Annotated in this window: 19 protein-coding genes and 1 pseudogene; 8 read left to right on the top strand and 12 right to left on the bottom strand. The window is 69.7% G+C overall.

Features of this window, described 5'->3' with window-relative positions:
* Positions 1-369 precede the first annotated feature (369 nt).
* The 4 genes and pseudogenes from ACWGJ2_RS36725 to ACWGJ2_RS36710 all read right to left on the bottom strand — a co-directional run.
* Positions 370-816: pseudogene (locus tag ACWGJ2_RS36725) on the bottom strand (ATP-binding protein); the annotation flags it as partial.
* A 199-nt stretch (positions 817-1,015) separates the two neighbouring features.
* On the bottom strand, positions 1,016-1,567 hold the full coding sequence (locus ACWGJ2_RS36720; protein WP_453350718.1) for an RNA polymerase sigma factor: 552 nt from the start codon (positions 1,565-1,567) through the stop codon (positions 1,016-1,018).
* On the bottom strand, positions 1,564-1,710 hold the full coding sequence (locus ACWGJ2_RS36715) for a hypothetical protein (protein ID WP_453350717.1): 147 nt from the start codon (positions 1,708-1,710) through the stop codon (positions 1,564-1,566). Before ACWGJ2_RS36715 ends, ACWGJ2_RS36720 begins: the two co-directional genes overlap by 4 nt.
* Before the next feature lie 861 nt (positions 1,711-2,571).
* Positions 2,572-3,606 carry a hypothetical protein gene (locus tag ACWGJ2_RS36710; protein WP_453350716.1) on the bottom strand — a complete coding sequence of 345 codons (1,035 nt, stop codon included), beginning with the start codon at positions 3,604-3,606 and terminating at the stop codon, positions 2,572-2,574.
* Between the two features lie 115 nt (positions 3,607-3,721).
* On the opposite strand from ACWGJ2_RS36710, the gene ACWGJ2_RS36705 reads away from it, so the two are divergent.
* Entirely contained in the window at positions 3,722-3,850 is a 129-nt protein-coding gene (locus ACWGJ2_RS36705) for a hypothetical protein (RefSeq protein WP_453350715.1), read from the top strand.
* A 54-nt stretch (positions 3,851-3,904) separates the two neighbouring features.
* Here ACWGJ2_RS36705 and ACWGJ2_RS36700 read toward each other — a convergent pair whose 3' ends face one another.
* Positions 3,905-4,204, bottom strand: coding sequence for a transposase (locus ACWGJ2_RS36700; RefSeq protein WP_453350714.1), 300 nt, complete (start codon positions 4,202-4,204; stop codon positions 3,905-3,907).
* 486 nt (positions 4,205-4,690) lie between these two features.
* Positions 4,691-5,017: a hypothetical protein gene (locus ACWGJ2_RS36695; protein WP_453350713.1), complete on the bottom strand. Its 327-nt coding sequence runs from the start codon at positions 5,015-5,017 to the stop codon at positions 4,691-4,693.
* Between the two features lie 321 nt (positions 5,018-5,338).
* On the opposite strand from ACWGJ2_RS36695, the gene ACWGJ2_RS36690 reads away from it, so the two are divergent.
* Entirely contained in the window at positions 5,339-5,602 is a 264-nt protein-coding gene (locus tag ACWGJ2_RS36690; RefSeq protein WP_453350712.1) for a helix-turn-helix transcriptional regulator, read from the top strand.
* Positions 5,603-5,939: 337 nt separating this feature from the next.
* On the top strand, positions 5,940-7,418 hold the full coding sequence (locus tag ACWGJ2_RS36685; RefSeq protein WP_453350711.1) for a UvrD-helicase domain-containing protein: 1,479 nt from the start codon (positions 5,940-5,942) through the stop codon (positions 7,416-7,418).
* Between the two features lie 272 nt (positions 7,419-7,690).
* Here ACWGJ2_RS36685 and ACWGJ2_RS36680 read toward each other — a convergent pair whose 3' ends face one another.
* Positions 7,691-8,335: an HNH endonuclease family protein gene (locus ACWGJ2_RS36680; protein ID WP_453350710.1), complete on the bottom strand. Its 645-nt coding sequence runs from the start codon at positions 8,333-8,335 to the stop codon at positions 7,691-7,693.
* Between the two features lie 454 nt (positions 8,336-8,789).
* On the opposite strand from ACWGJ2_RS36680, the gene ACWGJ2_RS36675 reads away from it, so the two are divergent.
* From ACWGJ2_RS36675 to ACWGJ2_RS36665, 3 genes are all read left to right on the top strand, one after another.
* Positions 8,790-9,617 carry an SDR family oxidoreductase gene (locus tag ACWGJ2_RS36675; protein ID WP_453350709.1) on the top strand — a complete coding sequence of 276 codons (828 nt, stop codon included), beginning with the start codon at positions 8,790-8,792 and terminating at the stop codon, positions 9,615-9,617.
* Positions 9,618-10,787: 1,170 nt separating this feature from the next.
* A complete protein-coding gene (locus tag ACWGJ2_RS36670; RefSeq protein ID WP_453350708.1) occupies positions 10,788-10,988 on the top strand; it encodes a hypothetical protein in 201 nt (66 codons plus the stop codon).
* Between the two features lie 7 nt (positions 10,989-10,995).
* A complete protein-coding gene (locus ACWGJ2_RS36665; RefSeq protein ID WP_453350707.1) occupies positions 10,996-11,787 on the top strand; it encodes a helix-turn-helix domain-containing protein in 792 nt (263 codons plus the stop codon).
* Between the two features lie 591 nt (positions 11,788-12,378).
* On the opposite strand, the gene ACWGJ2_RS36660 is transcribed toward ACWGJ2_RS36665, so the two are convergent.
* Both ACWGJ2_RS36660 and ACWGJ2_RS36655 read right to left on the bottom strand, forming a co-directional pair.
* The gene (locus tag ACWGJ2_RS36660; RefSeq protein WP_453350706.1) at positions 12,379-13,542 is read right to left on the bottom strand and encodes a serine/threonine-protein kinase; all 1,164 of its coding nucleotides are present in this window, start codon (positions 13,540-13,542) and stop codon (positions 12,379-12,381) included.
* Positions 13,543-13,753: 211 nt separating this feature from the next.
* Positions 13,754-14,194, bottom strand: a complete 441-nt coding sequence (locus ACWGJ2_RS36655) for an ATP-binding protein (protein ID WP_453350705.1) — start codon at positions 14,192-14,194, stop codon at positions 13,754-13,756.
* Positions 14,195-14,513: 319 nt separating this feature from the next.
* Here ACWGJ2_RS36655 and ACWGJ2_RS36650 point away from each other — a divergent pair, with 319 nt between their 5' ends.
* Positions 14,514-14,750, top strand: a complete 237-nt coding sequence (locus ACWGJ2_RS36650) for a DUF397 domain-containing protein (protein ID WP_453350704.1) — start codon at positions 14,514-14,516, stop codon at positions 14,748-14,750.
* A gap of 85 nt (positions 14,751-14,835) precedes the next feature.
* A complete protein-coding gene (locus ACWGJ2_RS36645; RefSeq protein WP_453350703.1) occupies positions 14,836-15,741 on the top strand; it encodes a helix-turn-helix domain-containing protein in 906 nt (301 codons plus the stop codon).
* Between the two features lie 30 nt (positions 15,742-15,771).
* Here ACWGJ2_RS36645 and ACWGJ2_RS36640 read toward each other — a convergent pair whose 3' ends face one another.
* The 3 genes from ACWGJ2_RS36640 to ACWGJ2_RS36630 all read right to left on the bottom strand — a co-directional run bounded on the left by ACWGJ2_RS36640 (position 15,772) and on the right by ACWGJ2_RS36630 (position 18,328).
* Positions 15,772-16,587 (bottom strand): SAM-dependent methyltransferase, encoded by an 816-nt coding sequence (locus ACWGJ2_RS36640; RefSeq protein ID WP_453350702.1) that lies wholly within the window; start codon positions 16,585-16,587, stop codon positions 15,772-15,774.
* Between the two features lie 166 nt (positions 16,588-16,753).
* Positions 16,754-17,227, bottom strand: a complete 474-nt coding sequence (locus ACWGJ2_RS36635; RefSeq protein ID WP_453350701.1) for a hypothetical protein — start codon at positions 17,225-17,227, stop codon at positions 16,754-16,756.
* Positions 17,228-17,233: 6 nt separating this feature from the next.
* The gene (locus tag ACWGJ2_RS36630) at positions 17,234-18,328 is read right to left on the bottom strand and encodes a helix-turn-helix domain-containing protein (RefSeq protein ID WP_453350700.1); all 1,095 of its coding nucleotides are present in this window, start codon (positions 18,326-18,328) and stop codon (positions 17,234-17,236) included.
* Positions 18,329-18,446: the final 118 nt, after the last annotated feature.

The following is an 18,446-nucleotide window of genomic DNA, read 5'->3' as shown; positions in this document are numbered from 1 at the left end:
GGCAAGGCGCGGATGGCTGGGGGAGCGTGGGGCCGAGGCGCTTTCGCCGGGCATGAGGGCTGCTGGGGGCACTGCTCGCGTCTCACCCAGGCCCAGAGGCACCGTTCCGGCCGAGAGCGCACGTGGTACCGCTCGCCACTGGCGTTTTCCCGGGCCGGGCCTGGTGGCGCGCTGGTCGCGCGCGGGAGTCGCCCTCAGCATGGCGGTTCATCGAGGACTCACAGGAGAGGACACCGGTTTTCGTGGTGCGAGGCCGGGGGCGCGCCGCGCTCATGTGCTCCCGAGCCCGCGCTGGTTGGCTTGCGATTCGCTGGCCGTGCCTGTTACTGCCGCCACGTATGTCGCGGCAGCGGAGCGGGGGGCGGTGCTGAGGGGGACAGAGACCTCGGCCCAGACGGTTTTGCCCATCCCGTCAGGACGAGGGATCACTCCCCAGTCGTCGGACAGGCACGCAACGATGAACATCCCGTGCCCCGGCCGACCTAGCAAGTGCGGGTACCTTGGGCGGCCGGGCGCCGGTCGTAGGGGACTCCTGTCCAGCACCTCGATCCGCACGGTGTGGTGCATGAGGCGGAGCCGTACCTCGGTAGCACCGTAAGCGTGCACCGAGGCGTTGGTGACGAGCTCGGAGACCACGAGAAGAACATCTTCGCGCGCACTACGGGCCTCCTGGCTGTCGCCTGCCAGACCCCAGTCACCTAGCGCCTGCCGGGCGAAGTCACGGACCTGCGGCAGCACGAGTTGCCTCCCGGCCAGCGCCACGTTCTGTACGGGTTCCTGCGGCGCGTCACTGCCGGGCGCAGGGGTTGTGCTCATCTCCTGCTGAGTGGGCGTGAGCTGATCGGCCGGAACGATGACCGGGCCACTGTCGGCTCGTGGCTGCTCGACGTCTTCGATGAGAGCGTCGATCCTGGCAGCTTCGTGCGGATCACGATGCAGCCGCTCCAGCCCGCGAGTGAACTGCTCCAGCCAGGAGTCTCCCGGGCCGGGGGCCCCCACCGACGGGGGCGTGACGTCATCCATCCGGCTCACTCCTTCCGCCCTCCGCGTCCGCCTTCTCCAACAGAGCCCTCAGCGCGCGTAATCCATCGCGTGTGTTCGTCTTGACCGCCCCAGCCGCCACGCCCATCCGTGCCGCCGTCTCCTCCACGGTCATCTCCTTCAGATACCTCAGCACCACAGCTTCCTTCTGGCGCGGGGCCAGTTGAGCGAGTGCCGTGTGGAGGACGACGGAGTCGCGGTAGGCGGCGTAGGCATCCTCGTCTTCCGGGGAACGCTCCAGGAGAAGCTTCCGCCGCAGCGACCGGTCCTTGCTGAGATCTTCCCAGTACCGCAAGGCGAGACGCCCGGCGACCCGATAGGCGTAGGCGACCGGCGCTTGATCACGAAGGCGGCCCCAGCGCCGCCGTACGACCATGAAGGCGTCGTTGGTCATCCCGGCGGCCAGGTCCGCGGGGATCTGCTTATTGATCAGCCAGCCGCGTATGCGGTGTGCGTGCATACGCCACAGAGTGGTGACCTCGTCATCGGCGAGGTACCGCTCCTCGAGATCTCGGCTGTCCGTCACGAAGGGAGCTGGTCCCTCGATGTCGTCGGCGTCGAGGGCGCGGGGTGATGCGGTGCCGGTGCCATGCGGATCAGCCGGGTACGACCGCCCGGTTCGGACTCGTAGAAGTCGGTCCCCGGCTTGAGCTGCGGCAAGATCGCCACCGTGGCCTCGTTCCGTGCCCGCTCCAGCTCAACCGCCTTGCGCGCGTGGACCCGCGCGATGAGGAAATGCCACCCCCGCCGCAGCGGGCGATCCTACGAGCCACACCCCTGATGATGCCGAGCATTCTTCCCTCACCCTTCTTGGCCAGGCTGACACACCTACAAGCCCCGTCACGCCCGAAAGGTTGGGTTCAGGCGAGAGGTTTTTCGCGGGCTGTCCCGGAGCAGGCCCGGAGAAGGAGAGGGGCCGCAAGGCCCGGTGCCCCCGTACCGTGGTGAAGTCAGGACTGGCCCCCGAATATCCGGGCTACCGCCTCGGGTTCCACCACGGTTGCTCTCCTCGGCCCCATGCCTCCTGTGAACTCCGGGACAAGAGACGTCAGAGCCGCACACGGGCCCTGACGTCCGGTGCGTCCAACCGGGGGACCGCCCGTACGCGGCATCGGGGCCGCCCTCTCGCCCATGTCCGGCCTCGGCCTGCGCGCCCGGGCTTCAGCGGTGCCGACGCCACGTGCCTGACGTCCGGGGCCGACCGAGGAGACTTCGCGCCTCGCCTCCATTCGATGGCACCGGCGGCGGCTGCCTCGACTCCGGAACGTGCCGTACGCCCGCATGATCGCTGTGTGCGCCCGCTGTTTCCGGCGGGGTGATCGTTTCATCGCAGCCGCGGTGGCGGGGGTATCACTGGCAGCCGTTCTCGCGGCAGCGGTAGGTGCGCAGATGCTGGGGGCGGGCGTGGTCGGCCAGATGCGTCAGGACGGCGCGTTGCACGTTTTCCGCTGTGGAGGGTGTGGTGATCGGGTCGCCGGTGGTGCAACGGGGCTGAGGGCTTGGGAGGCGGGGGAGATGGATGATCCAGTCTCAGTCGCGTCCGTGTTCCTTGTCGTGCAGTACCTCCCAGGCGCGTGTGTACTGATTCCAGAAGACCCTGCGCACGCCTTGGCCGCGGAGCGGCTCCAGCTCTGCGGGGTCGAGACGCTGCAACTCCTGCAGGGCTCCGTCGGAGGTGTCGGTCCACAGGTGCAGCGCCAGATTGAGCTGGGGATCGGGGTCTTTCACGACCAGTAGCCGATTCGTGCAGTAACCGTCCTCCTCTGTGTGACGGTTGCGGGCGAAGGCCCGCTCAAGGAGTCGTCGGGCTGCCTCGTACGTCTCCTCCGCCGCCTTCGTCGCCAGGGTCTGCACGAAGGGCATGACAGCAGCCGTGACCACGCTCGTGGCGATCAGCGCACCCAGCGATGCCCCCGCTGTGCCAGGGCCCACCTTGTTTTTCTCGGCGCTGAGGAGCTCATCGTGTCTTTCCCTCCAGCGAAGGGCCTCGTCCTCGGCGCCCCGCGCGGACAGCAGGTCCGCGAGATCCTCCATCGCCAACAGGTCCCCGAGGGCTGCTCCGCTGCGGTAGAGCTCTTCCGCTTCTGCCGTCCTCCGCATTCGGACCAGCACCTTGGCCAGCCCCGAATGGAGCAACCCCCACCCCTCGCCGGACGACGCAATGGCCAGCCGGTACTGCTGCTCGGCTTCGGCGAACCGCTCTTGCCCGCTGAGTAAGTCGCACAGCCGTGAGCGGCCCCAGCCGGAGCCGAGGTCGGACGCCAGCCGGAGCCAGCGCTCCGCCTCTGCGTCATCGTCAGTCTCGTATGACAGCTGGACCATCGAGTACGTACTTCCGGCTTCTGCGGCCTGTCGGCGCCAGGACAGGACGGCCGTCTTGTCGTCGTGGTGGATATTCGCCAGCCGCTCCATGGCCACGTACTCGCCGGCCTCGGCCGCGTGGCGGTAGAGCTCCTCCGCGTCGCCGCCCATTTCGTCCGCCACGCACACGAGAGCGCGCACGTCTCCCGCCTCCACGAGCCGCTCAAACCACGGTGGGGCCTCGTCTCCGGAAGAGTTCCGCACGTGTGTGCCTCCTTCCTCATCCCCGCCCACTCCCTGAGCCGCCGCTGCCGTGCATCAGCGCCGCTGCGGGGCTGATGCACGCCGCACGGTGCGGATTATCCGGGGTGTCCTTGAGATGTGGAAGGCCACTTGGCCAAAGGTGGTCGAACCCGTCGAGGGCGGCACGGACAAGATCACCGAGTACGTCTACTACGAAGGCCATGGTTCGGCGGATCACTGGTACGCCAAGACCCTTGGGCGGTGAGGGCGAAGGCGAGTGGGCGGCAGCGGCTGTTCGCGGCGAGGTGGATCTTGGTGGTCAGCCCGCTGCGGGACCGTCCGAGGGGCGTGATGATCCGGCTCGCCGGCCGGGGCCCTTTTGACGGGCCCCGGCGGCGTGCTGGTGGGCTCGGGCGATCGTGGAGTCGACTGCGACGACCCAGTCGAGGTCGCCGTCGGTGTCGGCTCGGGCGAGCAGGGCGGTGAAGGCCTTCTCCCAGGTGCCGTCGGCGGCCCACTTCCGTAACCGGTTGTGAGCGCCCTTCCAGGAACCGCAGTACTCGGAAAGGTCCATCCGCGGCGTGCCGGTGCGGTACTTGAACGCGATCACGTCGATCACTTGCCAGTGATCACGTCACCGTCCACCCCGCTTCGGAATCCGGTCCGGCAGTAGCGGCTCGCTCCTCGCCCACTGGGCGTCAGCCAACGACACACCCGATCAATGATCGGATGACCCGAAGGCTACTGCTCAACTTCCTCGGTGCTGCCGACGCTCCCGAAGTCGCCGCACATGCCTGGCGTACTGCCCAGCCTGCGACCTCTGGGTGCGATCGATTGAAAGCACCTGTGGATCTGCCGCGCGCTCGTACAGCTCAACCTCGAAGGAATCCGCGTCCACCTCGACAAGCTGGGCAAGGGCATCTCGATCCTGCTCAGATGTCGGACGCGCTCGGACCTCGTCCCTCCACACCTGACCGCTCACCTCGGCTTCGTCCATCTCGCCAATATATGTGCGGGCAGCAGCGTGCGAAGTCCGCGCGGACCAAGATCCGGAAGAAGTGCCCTGGGCGGGCCGGGCTCGGTGTGCTGCGAGTCCTCGGGTCTTTCACCATGTGGCTGTCTCGGTGGTGTCCCACACGGTGTTCTCGATCCGGTCGTACGGGTCCTGCTCGGCCACGGGGAGCGGTGGCCGGGCGGGGAGTTCGTTGACGGGGGCGGTGTGGGGAGTGTGGGCGGCGCAGGCGTGGCAGAGGTCGGCCAGGCGCCAGGAGCAGTGGTGGCGGGTGAGGGTCAGGAGGATCGGTCCGTCGCAGCCGCGGTGGCGGGGGTGCCAGGCGCAGTTGTTGTCGGGGCAGCGGCAGGTGCGCAGATGCTGGGGGAGGGGATTGCGACGGGCGTGGTCGGCGAGATGCGTCAGGGCCGTGCGGCGCACGCTCCCCACCGCGGAAGACATCGCCAGGGGGCCGCAGGCGGTGCAGCGGGGCTGGGTGCCTGTGGGCCGGTGCAGGAGGTGGACGGTCCAGATCCGCGGCGGGGGCGGCGGTGCGGGGACGGTGCGGGCCGGGATGGTCTCTTCTCCTTCCCCGCGGGGTGAGGGCGGCGGTTGCTGGTGTCCGGGCGGGGTGTGCCGGGCGGCGCGCACTGTAGTGCAGAGTTCTGCCCTGCGCGGCGGGGTGCCCGGACCTGCGTCAACACCCAGATAGGGCAGAGGTCTGCACTGACAGGGCAGGGGTGTGCACCGTGCGATAGCTGAGTGACGATCTTCCCGCCCGACCCCGACCTCGAAGCTCTGCGCCTGGAGCTGGCGAGGCGCCGGGCGGAAGCCGGCTGGAGCTACGACCAGCTCGCCGAACGCACTGGCCTGGCACGACGCACCCTCATCGAGATCGAACAGGGCCGCACCATCGGCTCCCTGACGACCTGGCACGCCATCGCCCACGCCCTGGGCATCCCCGTCGGCGACCTCCTCTCCCGACTGTGCGACGACCACCAGCCGCCCGCACCCCCGGCCGCCTGAACCACCCCGCACCCAGCCCCGCGGGAACCCTTGCCCCCTCTGCCCGGCGCCGCCCGAAGTAGTGACCACCCACGAACACGCGTCCGGAACTCCGGATATGCGAGCGAGCCGATGCGCACTGGAGAGGGACTCTCCGGCCTGCCCGCACCACCCACGGCGTGTCGCCCGCCATCTTCACCGGCATGCACCCCCACCCCCCGGACGCGACAGCGCCCAGCACGGCCCCACCGCGCCCGCCGCCGCACCGCCCGCGCCCGGACGGACAGCCACGCCCGGCCGCCTCGTGCCCGCAACAGACGCTGCCGCACCCCTCCCCGCCCTGTGAGGACCCCCTCTGATGCCGACCCTGGCCCCCACCGACGAACAGACCGCAGCCCTCGACGCCTTCCGCGACGGCCACCACCTGGCTCTCCAGGCCGGCGCCGGAACCGGAAAGACCACCACCCTCGCCCTCCTCGCCCACCACACCAAAAACCATGGCCGCTACCTCGCCTTCAACAAAGCCATCGCCACCGCCGCCGCCCGCCACTTCCCTTCCCATGTCCTGTGCAAGACCGCCCATTCCCTCGCCTTCGCCGCCCTCGGCCGCCACTACACCGCCCGCATGAACGCACCCCGCACCCCCACCTGGCGCACCGGCCACGAACTCGGCCTCACCAAACCCGTCCGCATCGGCGACCGCGAAGTGGGCACCCGCGCCCTCTCCTACGCCGCCCTGCAGACCATCACCCGCTTCTGCCACTCCGACGCCACCGAACCCGAAGCCGCCCACATCCCGCCCCTGCGCGGCATCGACACCCCCGAACACCACGCCGAACTCGCCGAGACGCTCCTGCCCTACGCCCGCAAAGCCTGGGCCGACCTCCAGCAGCCCGACGGAGGAGTGGTGCGCTTCGACCACGACCACTACCTGAAAATGTGGGCCCTCACCGACCCGAAGATCCCCGCCGACTTCCTCCTCCTGGACGAAGCACAAGACACCAACCCCGTCCTCGAAACCGTCCTGCACGCCCAGCGCCCCCACGCCCAACTCGTCATGGTCGGCGACAGCGCCCAGGCCATCTACGGCTGGAGAGGCGCACGCGATGTGATGACCGGCTTCGACGGCCACCACCTCCACCTCTCCCGCTCCTTCCGCTTCGGCCCCGCCCTCGCCCAAGAGGCCAACCGCTGGCTCGCCCTGGCCCAAGCCCCCCTGCGCCTGACCGGCAGCCCCGACCTGGACACCCGCATCGGCACCTCACCCCAGCCCGCCGCCATCCTGTGCCGCACCAACGTCGGCGCCATGATCGAGATCATGGACCAGCTCACCACCCGCCGCCGCGTCGCCCTCGCCGGCGGAGCCGCAGCCCTGCAGGCCCTGGCCCTGGCCGCCCGCGACCTCAAGACCGGCCGCTCCACCACCCACCCCGAACTCCTCCTCTTCAACCACTGGGGCGAACTGCAGGACTACGCCGCCAACGACCCCGGCGGCCGCGACCTGGCCCCGCTGGTCGACCTCGTCGACGAGCACGGCACCGACGCCCTCCTGGACGCCCTGGGCCGCCTCGTGCCGGACGAGCACGCCCAGATCACCGTCTCCACCGCCCACAAGGCCAAGGGCCGCGAATGGGCCCGGGTACGCATCGCCGAAGACTTCCTCCCGCCCGCCGACGAGGAAGACGGCACCGATGCGGACGGCAACCCCCGGCCCGGTCCCATCGACCCCGCCGAAGCCCGCCTGTCCTACGTCGCCGTCACCCGCGCCCGCGAACACCTGGACATGACCGGACTGGAATGGATCCACCACCACCCCGACGGCAACCCCACCGCATGAGGACACCGGGGCACACGCACGCCAGAACGGTCTGACCCCGGCCGTCAGCCCCCGCGCGGCGGGACAGGCCCTGCCCGCCCCACCGCGCGGACATGCGACACACCTCCCCGTCGCCGGACGGCGCCCTAGCAGTGATGTCCGCCGGGCCAGGGGGCAGGGGAGCGGGAAGCTGCGGTGCTTCTCCGCCCGCCTCGGCGTACCCGGGCCCACCGGCTCTCCTTGCGGTAAGGGCACAAGAATCCCGCCCGCCCCGGACCGAGGCAGAGGAACACTCAGCAGCCGTTGAGGACCGAGGAGAGAGCACTCTTCTCGGCGGGATCGACCTTCAGCCCGTAGTAGTACTTCACCTGGACCCAGGCGCGGGCGTAGGTGCAGCGGTAGGCGGTGCGGGCGGGCATCCAGGTGGCGGGGTCCTGGTCGCCCTTGGACTGGTTGACGTTGTCGGTCACGGCCAGGAGCTGGGGGCGGGTGAGGTCGTTGGCAAACGCTTGGCGGCGGCTGGTGGTCCAGGCATTGGCGCCCGAGTCCCAGGCCTCGGCCAGCGGGACGAGGTGGTCGATGTCCACATCCGAGGCGGCGCTCCAGGTGGCCCCGTCGTAGGGGGAGTACCAGCTGCCGGAAGTGGCGGCGCAGGCCGCATCCGTGGTGACGCCTGTCCCGTCCCTCTTGAGGACGGTCTCGCGGGTGTTGCACGCGCCGCTGATGGTGATCCAGTGCGGGAACAGATCCCGGTCGTACCCCGACCGCGGGGGCTCGGCGACTGCGGTCATCGAAGCCAGGTAGGAACGCGCGGTGCTCGCGCTGACCGGCGTGGGCAGCGCGGCCTGCGCGGGTGCGGCGCCGGTGAAGGCCACAGCGAGGGCAGTGACGGCCGTGGCCAGGGCGGCGAGGGCTCTGCGGCGGAGGGAGACACGCATGGGACCGACTCCTGTGCTCGGGAGAGGGCAGGGAAGGCCGTGCGGGGACCATCCTGGCCCTGAAGGGTCTGCGCGTGTAGATGCGGGGATGTGAAATCTGCGTGACCTGATGCTGCCCGGCTGTGGGGAGAAGGAGAGCCGGGTTGTGAGTGTCTCGGAGCGTTGGGTAAGCCGTTCACCGTCCCGCGCACGACGGCGGCCGTGCATCGTCCTGGCCGACCATCGGGCGACGAAGCACTGGAGGCCACGGTGGACTGGAGACTGATAGGCAGTTCCGTCCTACGCCGCCGACCAGCTGGCCGTGCCCATACGCGGTAAAACCGGTGGGTGCGGTTCTTCTGAAGTGAAATTCTCGATCAGGTCCGGATGCTCGACGAGTTGGCCTCGTTGCGCGCGGAGTTGGGCCGGTAGCCGTATGCCGTGACGAAGCGCGGGCGCCCTACCGTGGCGGATCGTGAACGTTTTGATCGTCGGTGGGAGCGGCTTCCTGGGCCGCGAGTTGACTCGGCAGGCACTGGCAACCGGGCATGCCGTGACGGCGACCTTCGCAACTCGTCCTGGCGACGTTTCCGGCGTTCACTGGTTGCGCATGGACCTATGCCGCGGCGAGGAGATTACATGGGCGCTCGAGGAGGCGCAGCCGGACGTGGTCATCAATGCGGCTTATCGCAAGGCCGACTGGGAAACCACGGCTGATGGTGCGATCCGCCTGGCCATGGTCGCCACCGAGTGCCGTTCCCGGCTTGTGCACATGTCCAGTGACGCCGTCTTTTCCGGCTCCGACGTTCGCTATGACGAATCTGCTCTGCCGGATCCGGTCACTCCGTATGGGGCCGCGAAAGCCGCTGCCGAAACGGCGATCCGACTGGTCGCTCCGGACGCCGTGATCGCGCGGACCTCGCTGATTATCGGTGACGGTGGCTCCGTGCACGAGGTACTCGTCCACGATCTCGCTGCTGGGCGGCGCCGTGGTGCGCTATTCACCGATGTCATCCGGTGCCCGGTTCATGTCGCGGATCTCTCCGGGGCCGTTCTTGAGCTGGCTGATTCCGAGTATGCGGGCATGGTCCACCTAGCGGGGGCAGATGCTGTCAGCCGTCATGAACTCGGTGTACTGATCGCGGGCCGCGATGGACTGGACGCTGCCAGGTTGGCTGCGGGCCGACGCGCCGACGCCAGTTCGTCGGGATCACTGGACGTCCGTTTGGACAGCACTCGGACACAGCGCATCTTGCGCACTATCTTGCGCGGTGCCCGCGAATTCCTCCGTGGCGAGCACTGACTCGTACCGCTCTCCTTCGAGTTCCAGGGACAGATACCTGTGCGCCGCCCCGGGGTCGGCTGAAGAGTTCGCATCAGGCGGTGAGGTCGTAGTCCTGCTGGTCGGGTGCCGGATAGAGACGCTGGTGCTCGCGGGCAGTGTGAAAGCGCCAGTAGGAGTCGAGGTCGCCGTTGTCGATCAGTGCTCGGAGTTGGTGGTCCTGGTCTGTACAGAAGTGCGGCTCCTCCTGTCCCTGTTCCCGGGCAGGAGGAGCCGCACCGAGCGGTGAGCTCGTTGAGGGCGGACCTCGACGCTTCCCAGTCCCCCATACTCGGACCCGTCAGGGCCGGCCCTCAGGTGATGAAGCCTGGCCTGCCCTTTGCCGGGGGCAGCTCGACTCCTCACGTGTTGACCAAGCCGCCAAGCATGGCCAACCTTTCTCAAAATTCCCCTCAGTCGGTTGAGTCAGCAGGCTCAGGGGCGGTGCCCGCCGATCTTGCAGAGAACGGCAGGCAGTGGTCTTAGTGTCGGAGCGTTGCCCGGTGTTGCCTAGCGCCGAAAGCGGGACGCAAGTCGAACCAACCTCCCCGGCAGGGGAATCGGCGGCGGTGATGAACCAAGCAGGATTCATCCAGACCTGACGCCCATGCCCGTGCGCGGGGGCCGTCAGTACCCGGTTCCCCGCCAAGGCCACGCTCTCCCACGTTCTGGCCACGTTTTCCGGCGTTCTCGCTACTGAGACCCTTCCGGCGTATGTGGTGCAGTCTTCAACAAGCCGTGTGAGGGAAGCACGTGGCGGGTCGGCGGCGCAACGGGGAGAAGGGGGGCCGGACGGAAGTCGAGCCAACGTTTCAAGAGGCTTCACAGGGCCGCCGGGCCTGCGACGCTGGCTACCACGGGCAGGTGTCGTTCTCAGGGGTTCCGCCAAGTCCCCTTCGGCTCCCGACCGTTCGAATCGCAGACCGCACGCGAGAGGCGTATGCCAGCGCCTCGCGGTCCCCGATTCGGTGAGTCAGCAGCAAAGCGCCGGGCGGTGGGCGTTCACGGTCACCGCCCGGCCCCGGTCCTTAGGGGTAAACACCCGTGAAAACTGCACACCCTTCGCGCGAGGCGGCGATCCCTCCTGCTGCCCCGCCCCCGCCTGCGGACCCGCAGGCCGTCCGCTTCGGAATGCCGCAGGCCCTAGTGCTCGTGGCATTCCTCACCGCGGCCGTCGTCCTGAGCATGGTCGCGCACATGGCCATCGCCGACGTCGTCCTCCTGCTGCTCGCAGCGGGTGGGGTCGGCGCCGCTGTGGTCGCGGCCACGACCCTACAGAGAGGAGGACATGGCGCTGGCCGACTACTGAAACGGCTGCTGAAAGCCGCCGTCACCTCCGGCAACGGGAGTTGAGGCTGTCGTGGCCCGCCCCGAGAAGCCGGTCGATCACACCGTCGCGGAGGTCGGCAACCTCGCCGAGTACCTGCGGCGCCTGCGCTCAGCCGCCGGCCTGACCTACGCCGAGCTCGCCGGACTCGCTCTGTCCTCCGCGGCGGCCTTGAAGCGGGCGGCCAGCGGCGGCAGCAAGCCGCCGAGCTGGGAGGTCGTGCGCGCGTACGCGTGTGCCTGCGGCGGTGACGAGGAGGAGGCCCGCACGTGGTGGGATAGGGCCGAGCAGGCGGCCGCGAGGGCCGCGCGTGATGCGCGGCGCTCCACGGTCCTGCCCAAGCCCCAGTACGTACGGGATGAGGGTGACCTGAGCGGGGCGCTGCGCGACGCGTATGCGAGGGCGGGCAGCCCTCGCATACGCGAGATGGAGCGGCAGGCCGGTCCCGGACGACTGCCCCGCTCCACGGTGAGCGCCATCACCACCGGTCGTACCGTGCCCCGGGAGGCGGGGACCTACATCGCCTTCCTGGAGGCGTGCGAGATCACCGGGGAGGATCTCCTTCCCTGGTTCGCCGCCTGGGAGAAGGTCCGCGGCCCGGGTGCCGCCCAGGAGCTGACCCGTCTGCCGGCCCCTGCGCCCAACGAGAAGCTGTTCATCGCGTACTTCGGCGCCTCGTCCGTCAAGGAGGACGTCACTACTGTGCCGTGGATCCGGACGCGGGACGGACGGCTCCTTCTCGGCGTGCGGGACGGGCAGCACCGGGTCTCCGACCTCACCGCGCTGCGGTGGGAACTGGGAGGTGATGCGGAGATCGCGGCCTGACCGCTCGTCAGCGAACCGCCGACGACAGCATGCGAGGCTGCCCCTGCCGAGCCCGGCAGGGGCAGCCCCACGCTCGGCGCACTCGCCGCCTCGGTATTTCCGACCCCGGAGCGGTGGGATTTCCTGCGGACAGGCGGGCAGCTTTCGTGACGCCGCGCCGCATGCACCAGGCATGTGACCAGCGCGGAACGACGCCACGGCAAGGCGCCGCTGGTTGCAGAGCCGAGAGAGCATCGGCGCACAAGTCTTCCCGAAGCAGGACGAGCACCGCCTCTTCACCGGTGCGGCCCCCCTGGGGCCTGCCGCCGCCGTTGCCCCAGCAGCCAACGGTCACCGGCTCGGCCAGCGCCCGGATCGTCTGCAGGTTCCGTCGCCCGGCGAGGGCCGAACTCGGGCTTCTCACCGAGGACGCGCCCGGCTTCCTCTGGCTCCGTGCGATGCCTGCCAGGAAGCAGATAGCGCGGTGGTCAGCCGCGCCACGTTCCGGCTCCAGCACGGCATGCGAGCCCACGGTCCGGAAGCACCTGGACGGGCCACAGGGTGCTCTTGGCCGAGCGGCGTGGTGTGTGCGTATCGCGCGCCGGGCAGGTGTCAGAAACCAGGGAGAAACAGCGTCAGCACCGCCTTGAGTTGCCCGACCCACTGCTCGGCTTCCTCCCTGTTCTGGGAGAGGACAGTGCACTGGTGGGTGTTGCCGTCCGTTGCGGTGACGAACACGGCGAGGCCCGTGCTCCGGCGCGCGACGCGAGAGTGCACGGAGGCGATCTGCCGCCAGGTCAGGTCGGTGGAGCGGCCGTCGACGCCGAGGGAGATGCCCTGTGCATCGGCGACGACCGCGTTCTTGGTGTCCATGGCGAGGAATTCGCTCTCCTGCGCGGTGGAACGCTCCGGTGCGCCGTGCGGTCGGGCGGTCACGGTAGGCGGGTAGGAGGGCGGGGGTGGCGCCTGCATCGTCGGGGTGTAGCTGGCGGGATTCGGTGCCTCGTCCACGGCGAACTCATCGAGGAGCTGGCCGGTGGTGGGCCTGCGCTCGGGGTCCTTCTCCAAACACGCCGCGACCGGTGGCCGGAGTGGGTGGGGGAGAGCGGTCAGGTCCGCTTCCTGGTGCACTGAGCGGTACATCAGCATCACGGGTGTGCCGCCGCCGAACGCGTTGCCGCCTGCGGCCGCGACCAGCACCGCACCGAGCGCGAAGACATCCGCCGCGCCGTCGACCGCACCTCCCTCGGCCTGTTCCGGCGCAAGGTAACCCGGCGTGCCGAAGGCCATGCCCGTCATCGTGAGACGCGAGGCCTCCACCGCCCGCACGATCCCGAAATCCAGCACCCGCGGGCCGTCCTCGGCCATGATGATGTTGCCGGGCTTGAGATCCCGGTGCACCAGCCCGCAGGCATGGATCGCCGCCAGAGCCTCAGCGAGCCCGGCGCCGAGCCGACGCAGCGCCTCTGGAGCCAGCGGACCGCGCTGTGCGACAAGCTGAGCGAGGGTCAGGCCGGGAATGTAGGCGGTGGCGAGCCAGGGCTCCTCCGCGCTCGGATCGGCATCCACCACAGGCGCCGTGTGGAACCCGCCCACCTTCCGAGCGGCGTCCACCTCGGCGTGGAAACGCCGACGGAACTCGGCGTCCTGCGCCAGCTCAGGCCGCGCCACCTTCACCGCCACCGCACGTCCGCCCCGCGAGCGCGCGAGGTAGACCGTGCCCATCCCCCCTTCCCCCAGCTTGCGCTCAACTGTGTAGGCACCGATCCGCTGCATGGAATCCTCCCCGTCCCCGCCCCGCCCGCTGCCACCAGTATGAGACGCGGGCCCCAGCGGCAAGGAGGTAGCGGGCACAACTGGAGGGCCGAGGCTGGCCTGGTGCGCCTGTGCGAGAGAAGCCCCCCATTGAGGGGGAGGCGTTCATGGCCTCGTCCCCGCTGTTACGCGGCAGGGAGCGGACGGGCCGGGACCAGGCTGGTGCCCGGTATCAGAACATCATCCTGGAGCGGGGGGAGCTTGGTTGTGGCGTGCCTGTGGTGGTGAGGAACTGGGCCCAGACAGTTTTGCCCGCATCCTCGCGCAGGGTGTAGCCCCAGCAGGCGGCGAGGGCGTCGATGATGTGCAGTCCGCGGCCGTGCTCGTCGAAAGGGCGGGGGGAGGCGAGGCGGGGGATGAGCGGGCTGGGGTCGCTGACGGCGCACAGCAGGAAGTGGGGGGAAGCGGTGAGGCCCAGCCATCCGGTGCCCGTGCCGGGCGGGGAGGGCAGGGCGTGCCGCAGGGCGTTGCTCACCAGTTCCCCGACCACGGTTTCGGCGTCCTCGGCCAGCGGGTCCAGGCTCCAGCGTTCCAGCGTGGTGCGGGTGAAGCGGCGCAGGCGCCGAAGGGTCTCCGCGGCGGGGGAGAAGCGGTGGGCGGCGAAGGAGGGCATCTCCTCTCCGGCCTTGCGGGTCCACTCGGGGAAGGGTGTGGTACCGGGATGCCGGGGGAGAGGGGCCTCCCCGGACGTCTTGGAGGGGTGTGGCGCCTGGTCCTGCGGTTCTGTGGAGATGGCATACCTCGTAAAGGAGCGCACTTTCGGGGGACTTCGCCGGTGCCCTGCCGAAGCTAGTATTCACACCGGCTCTCACTCCGTGCAATTGCATATGGGATTGCGCCGCTCTGTCTGGGCGGCTCGTTCGCAGGTGCGGGGGAATCCCGTTAATCCGTGAGAGTGAACCATCGAACTGGAATGCGGCAAGGGGTTCGTGATGGATATTTGCGGTAACGGCGTGCAGGCGAGCGCGATTCAGGGAGCGCGGTGGGTCAAGGCTGCCCGCAGCAACGCCCAGGGGAACTGTGTGGAGGTCGCCATGCTTCCTGAAGGAGAGGTGGCGGTGCGCAACTCGCGTTTTCCCGATGGGCCCGCGCTCGTGTACACGCATGCTGAGATGGACGCGTTCGTGGAAGGCGTCAAGAACGGGGAGTTCGATTTCGTGATTGACTGAAAATGGTGCCATGCTGGGCTTGCCCGCAGGGGAGCGGATGCGGATTCTGGGACCCTATAGTCCAGCCGGTACTTCAGGAGATCTCATGTCCGCCGCCCCTCAGGATCCACTGGGTTCCCCCACCACGCTGGCGGCCTACCGGCGACGCTCGGAAAATCCCTTCGCCGCACGCCTCCTGCTGGGCGCCAACTTGCGCTGGCTGCGCGAGGAACAGGGCATTTCCATGAAAGAGGCGTCCGAGCACATCCGCGGCTCCGTCTCCAAGATCAGCAGGCTGGAGAACGCGGAGAGCAGCCCGTCCGATCGCGACGTGTTCGACCTCCTGGAGCGCTACAAGGTCACCGACCCTCAGCAGGTCGAAGAACTGAGCAAACTGCTGGGGGACGCACAGACGTTGAGGACGTGGCCCTACGCCGATGCCGCGCCGGGGTGGTTCCGGCGGCTGATCGGCCTGGAGCACGTGGCGGTGCGCATCGAGACCTTCGAACCGGTGAGCGTCCCTGGGCTGCTGCAGACCCGGGAGTACGCGTGGGGCATCCTGCGGGCCGCCCCCAAGTCCCGTGAGGACACGAGCGCCCAGCAGCGGGTGGACCTGCGCAGGGAGCGCCAGCGGCTGCTGGAGGAGCCCGACCCCCCTGAAATGCTCGCGCTGCTGGATGAGAGCGTGCTGTGGCGGCCCTACGGAGGCCCCGAGGCAATGCACGCCCAGGTGCGGCACCTGCGGGAGATGGCCGAGCAGTCGGGGAGTCCCGTCCGCGTCATCCCCCTCAAGAACAGCGTCGGGATATCCCCCACGCCCTCGATGACCTCGCTTACCCTGCCCACCCAGCATGAGATGGTCTACCTGGAGCACGTCAGCGGCGCCACCTACCTGGACAAGAAGAGCGATGTCCAGCCCTACAAGCTGCAGATGATGGGCCTCATGAGTGTGGCGGCGGGCCGCCGGGAGAGCATCCGCCTGCTGGATGAGGCCATCGCCCGCTACCGGTGACCCCCGCGCCCGGGCAGGGGCAGGGGCGGTTCAGGGGAGGCGGGCCACGCCGCCGTACTCGATCCACTCGTGGCTGCGCTGGCGCGGCGCGACCTCGGTGTCCGGCCGCCAGGTGGAGACCTCCACCAGCCCCGGGGGGAGCGGATCGAGGCCCGTGAAGTAGACCTCCACCTCTCGTGGTTCACGCACCCGGCCCCACCTGCCGCCGGTGACCGACAGCATCAGCTCGGTGGTCTGGCGCCGGACCTGATCGTCCTCGCTGACCAGGTGGCTGAGGACGAGGAAACTGCCCGGCGCCAGGCGGCTGATGATGCGGTGCAGGATCCCGGCAGGCTCATCCGTGTCGGGCAGGCAGTGCAGCACGGAGACGAACAGCACCGCGACGGGCCGCGAGTAATCCAGCAGCGCTTGGGCCTCGGGGTGATCGAGGATGGCGTCCGGGTCCCGCATGTCCTGGCCGATCACCGTGGTCCGGTCGTTCGCATCCAGCAGGCTCCGCGCGTGCGCGAGGACGATGGGGTCGTTGTCGACATAGACCACCTTCGCCGCAGGGTCCACCCCCTGGGCGACCTGGTGCACGTTGCTGCGGGTCGGCAGCCCTGACCCGTGGTCGAGGAACTGGCGGACCCCGTACTCCCTCGCCAGCGTCCGCACCGCGCGCTGCAGGAAGAGCCGGTTGTTGCGGGCCAGCGCCTGCGTACTGGGCGCGATCTCCGAGAGGGCCGCGCACGCTTCCCGGTCGACCGCGAAATTGTCCGTGCCGCCCAGGTAGTAGTCGTACATGCGGGCCACGCTCGCGGTGGTGGCATCGATACCGGCGGAATCGCTTTTCTCCCCGTGACCCATCCCCACTCCCCGCACGGCGCCGCAGCAGCCCCAAGGGCTGCGCTCGACGGAAAACCCCATGCTAGGGAAGCCGCCCGGCCCCAGCCAGACCACATACGGGGGATTGGCGGCGCGACGGAGTGAATCAGCCAGCGCACCGGTGCGAAATCCGCGCCCCCACCCCCGGCTACGCCCCCACCGGCGGCAGACCCGGCAGGCACCGCCCGGCCAGCCGCAGCTCACCCAGCACCTCCGCCGGCCCCAGCCCCATCACCTCCGCCACCTCCGCCACCGGCATCCGCAGCAGATGATGCAGCACCACACCATCAGCGCCCCGCACCGGCAGCCGCCCGTAGACCACGGCACACACCGGCGTCTCCCGCACCCCCCGCGCCCGCGCCTCCCGCACCCGCCCCCGCAGCAGCTCCCAGGCAAAAACCCGCGTGCACCGGCTGCGCAGCGCCTGCCCCCACACCCGCGCCAACTCCTCCAGCGCCTGCTCCACCACCACCTCCCCGCACCCCTCGTCCCCCAGCCGCGCCCGCGCGTAGCGCAGATAACGCCCCCGGTAGAGGGCGCAGAAAGCCATGAACTCCACCGGCAGCACCGGCCCGCGCCGTCCCCCGCAGCCACCGGCGGGGAAGGGGATCGCCTCGCCCATGCCCGCTCACTCCTCAGCGCCGGCAGATGGAAGACCGGAGCGGGACAACCCGGCGGGGGGAAAGACGTCGTGGGAGACGAGAAAGGCGTAATGGACCTCCTCCCACAACGGGCGGATGTCCGCAGGACACCCGCCCAGCGCCCGCACCAGCAACGCCATCTCCGGCCAGCGCGGCACCAACTCCCCGGCCAGCACGTCCGCGACCGTCTCCGGCGAGAGCGCCCCCGCCGCCTCACTCACACACTCCTCACCCGGACACTGTGCTGCTAGATACAGCCCCCGCAACGCCGCATGCAGCCGCCCGGCCGCGGCCGGCACCCCCTTGCGCACCGGCCGCGTCACCCCGTGCGCCGACTCCCACAACGTCCGCATCTCCTCCGCCTCCCCGCCGAAGATCGTGGCCAGCATGTGCACCACCGGCCAGGACGGCACCCGCTCACCCGAGAGCACCCGGGAGATATAGGACGCCGAGACATCCGCCTGCCGCGCCGCGTCCTGCAACGTCACCCCGCTACGGCGCTGAAGGCACGAGAGCGCCGCCGCCAGCGTCCCCCCTGCCTGCGCCGCCGGACTCGCCGTCCCCTCCCGCGCGGCAGCGGACGCCGCAAGCACCCCCTCCACCGTCGGAGCCGGACGGCCCCGCGAGTGCACCTGCTCCTCCTGCGCACGATGGGCGAACAGCCGCCGCACCTTCGACTCACTCCACCGCGACCGCGCGGCATCCGCACTCACCCCCGCCGCGCCCGCCACGGCCTCCCAACCCCACCCCCCGGCCCGCGCGTCGTGCACCGCCGCCGCCCCGTACGCGCGCACCTCCCGCTCCAGCGCCTCCGCCCACCCCATCAACACCGGCAGCGACGCACCCTGGTACTCGGCGTCCACCAGCCGCGCCGCCAGCGCATGCAGCTGCTCCGCCACCTGGCGCCCCAGCGAAGCCGCCGCACCGTCGCCCAGTTGGACATCCCGCTGCCGCTGCGCCTTGCGGCGGCAGGCCGCCTGGCAGTAGGTGCGTTTGCGTCCCGGGCCGCCGTGCTGGACGAACCCTTCCCCGCACACCGGGCACCGGCGGTAGGCCGGGTCCACCTTCTTCTTGGTCCCCAAGAGTCTTTTCTCCCTCCCCATCCGGGAATTTCGCCCGTTCTCCCGAGCGGAATCTCCGGCACCGGATGTGTGGATGCTCGGAATGCGGGACCGGGGGCCTGCCGGAGCCGTCGACGGC

The sequence above is a fragment of the Streptomyces sp. NPDC054796 genome (assembly GCF_053611545.1).
The sequence above is the reverse complement of the archived record's forward strand: the minus strand, read 5'-3'. Positions and strand labels throughout refer to the sequence as shown.

Coding starts and splice junctions, on each gene's coding strand:
- ACWGJ2_RS36655 (WP_453350705.1), bottom strand. CDS start 14,194: ATGCCCTCCTTCGCCGCCCACCGCTTCTCCCCCGCCGCGGAGACCCTT.
- ACWGJ2_RS36685 (WP_453350711.1), top strand. CDS start 5,940: ATGCCGACCCTGGCCCCCACCGACGAACAGACCGCAGCCCTCGACGCC.
- ACWGJ2_RS36660 (WP_453350706.1), bottom strand. CDS start 13,542: ATGCAGCGGATCGGTGCCTACACAGTTGAGCGCAAGCTGGGGGAAGGG.
- ACWGJ2_RS36680 (WP_453350710.1), bottom strand. CDS start 8,335: ATGCGTGTCTCCCTCCGCCGCAGAGCCCTCGCCGCCCTGGCCACGGCC.
- ACWGJ2_RS36640 (WP_453350702.1), bottom strand. CDS start 16,587: ATGGGTCACGGGGAGAAAAGCGATTCCGCCGGTATCGATGCCACCACC.
- ACWGJ2_RS36705 (WP_453350715.1), top strand. CDS start 3,722: ATGTGGAAGGCCACTTGGCCAAAGGTGGTCGAACCCGTCGAGGGCGGC.
- ACWGJ2_RS36650 (WP_453350704.1), top strand. CDS start 14,514: ATGGATATTTGCGGTAACGGCGTGCAGGCGAGCGCGATTCAGGGAGCG.
- ACWGJ2_RS36645 (WP_453350703.1), top strand. CDS start 14,836: ATGTCCGCCGCCCCTCAGGATCCACTGGGTTCCCCCACCACGCTGGCG.
- ACWGJ2_RS36635 (WP_453350701.1), bottom strand. CDS start 17,227: ATGGGCGAGGCGATCCCCTTCCCCGCCGGTGGCTGCGGGGGACGGCGC.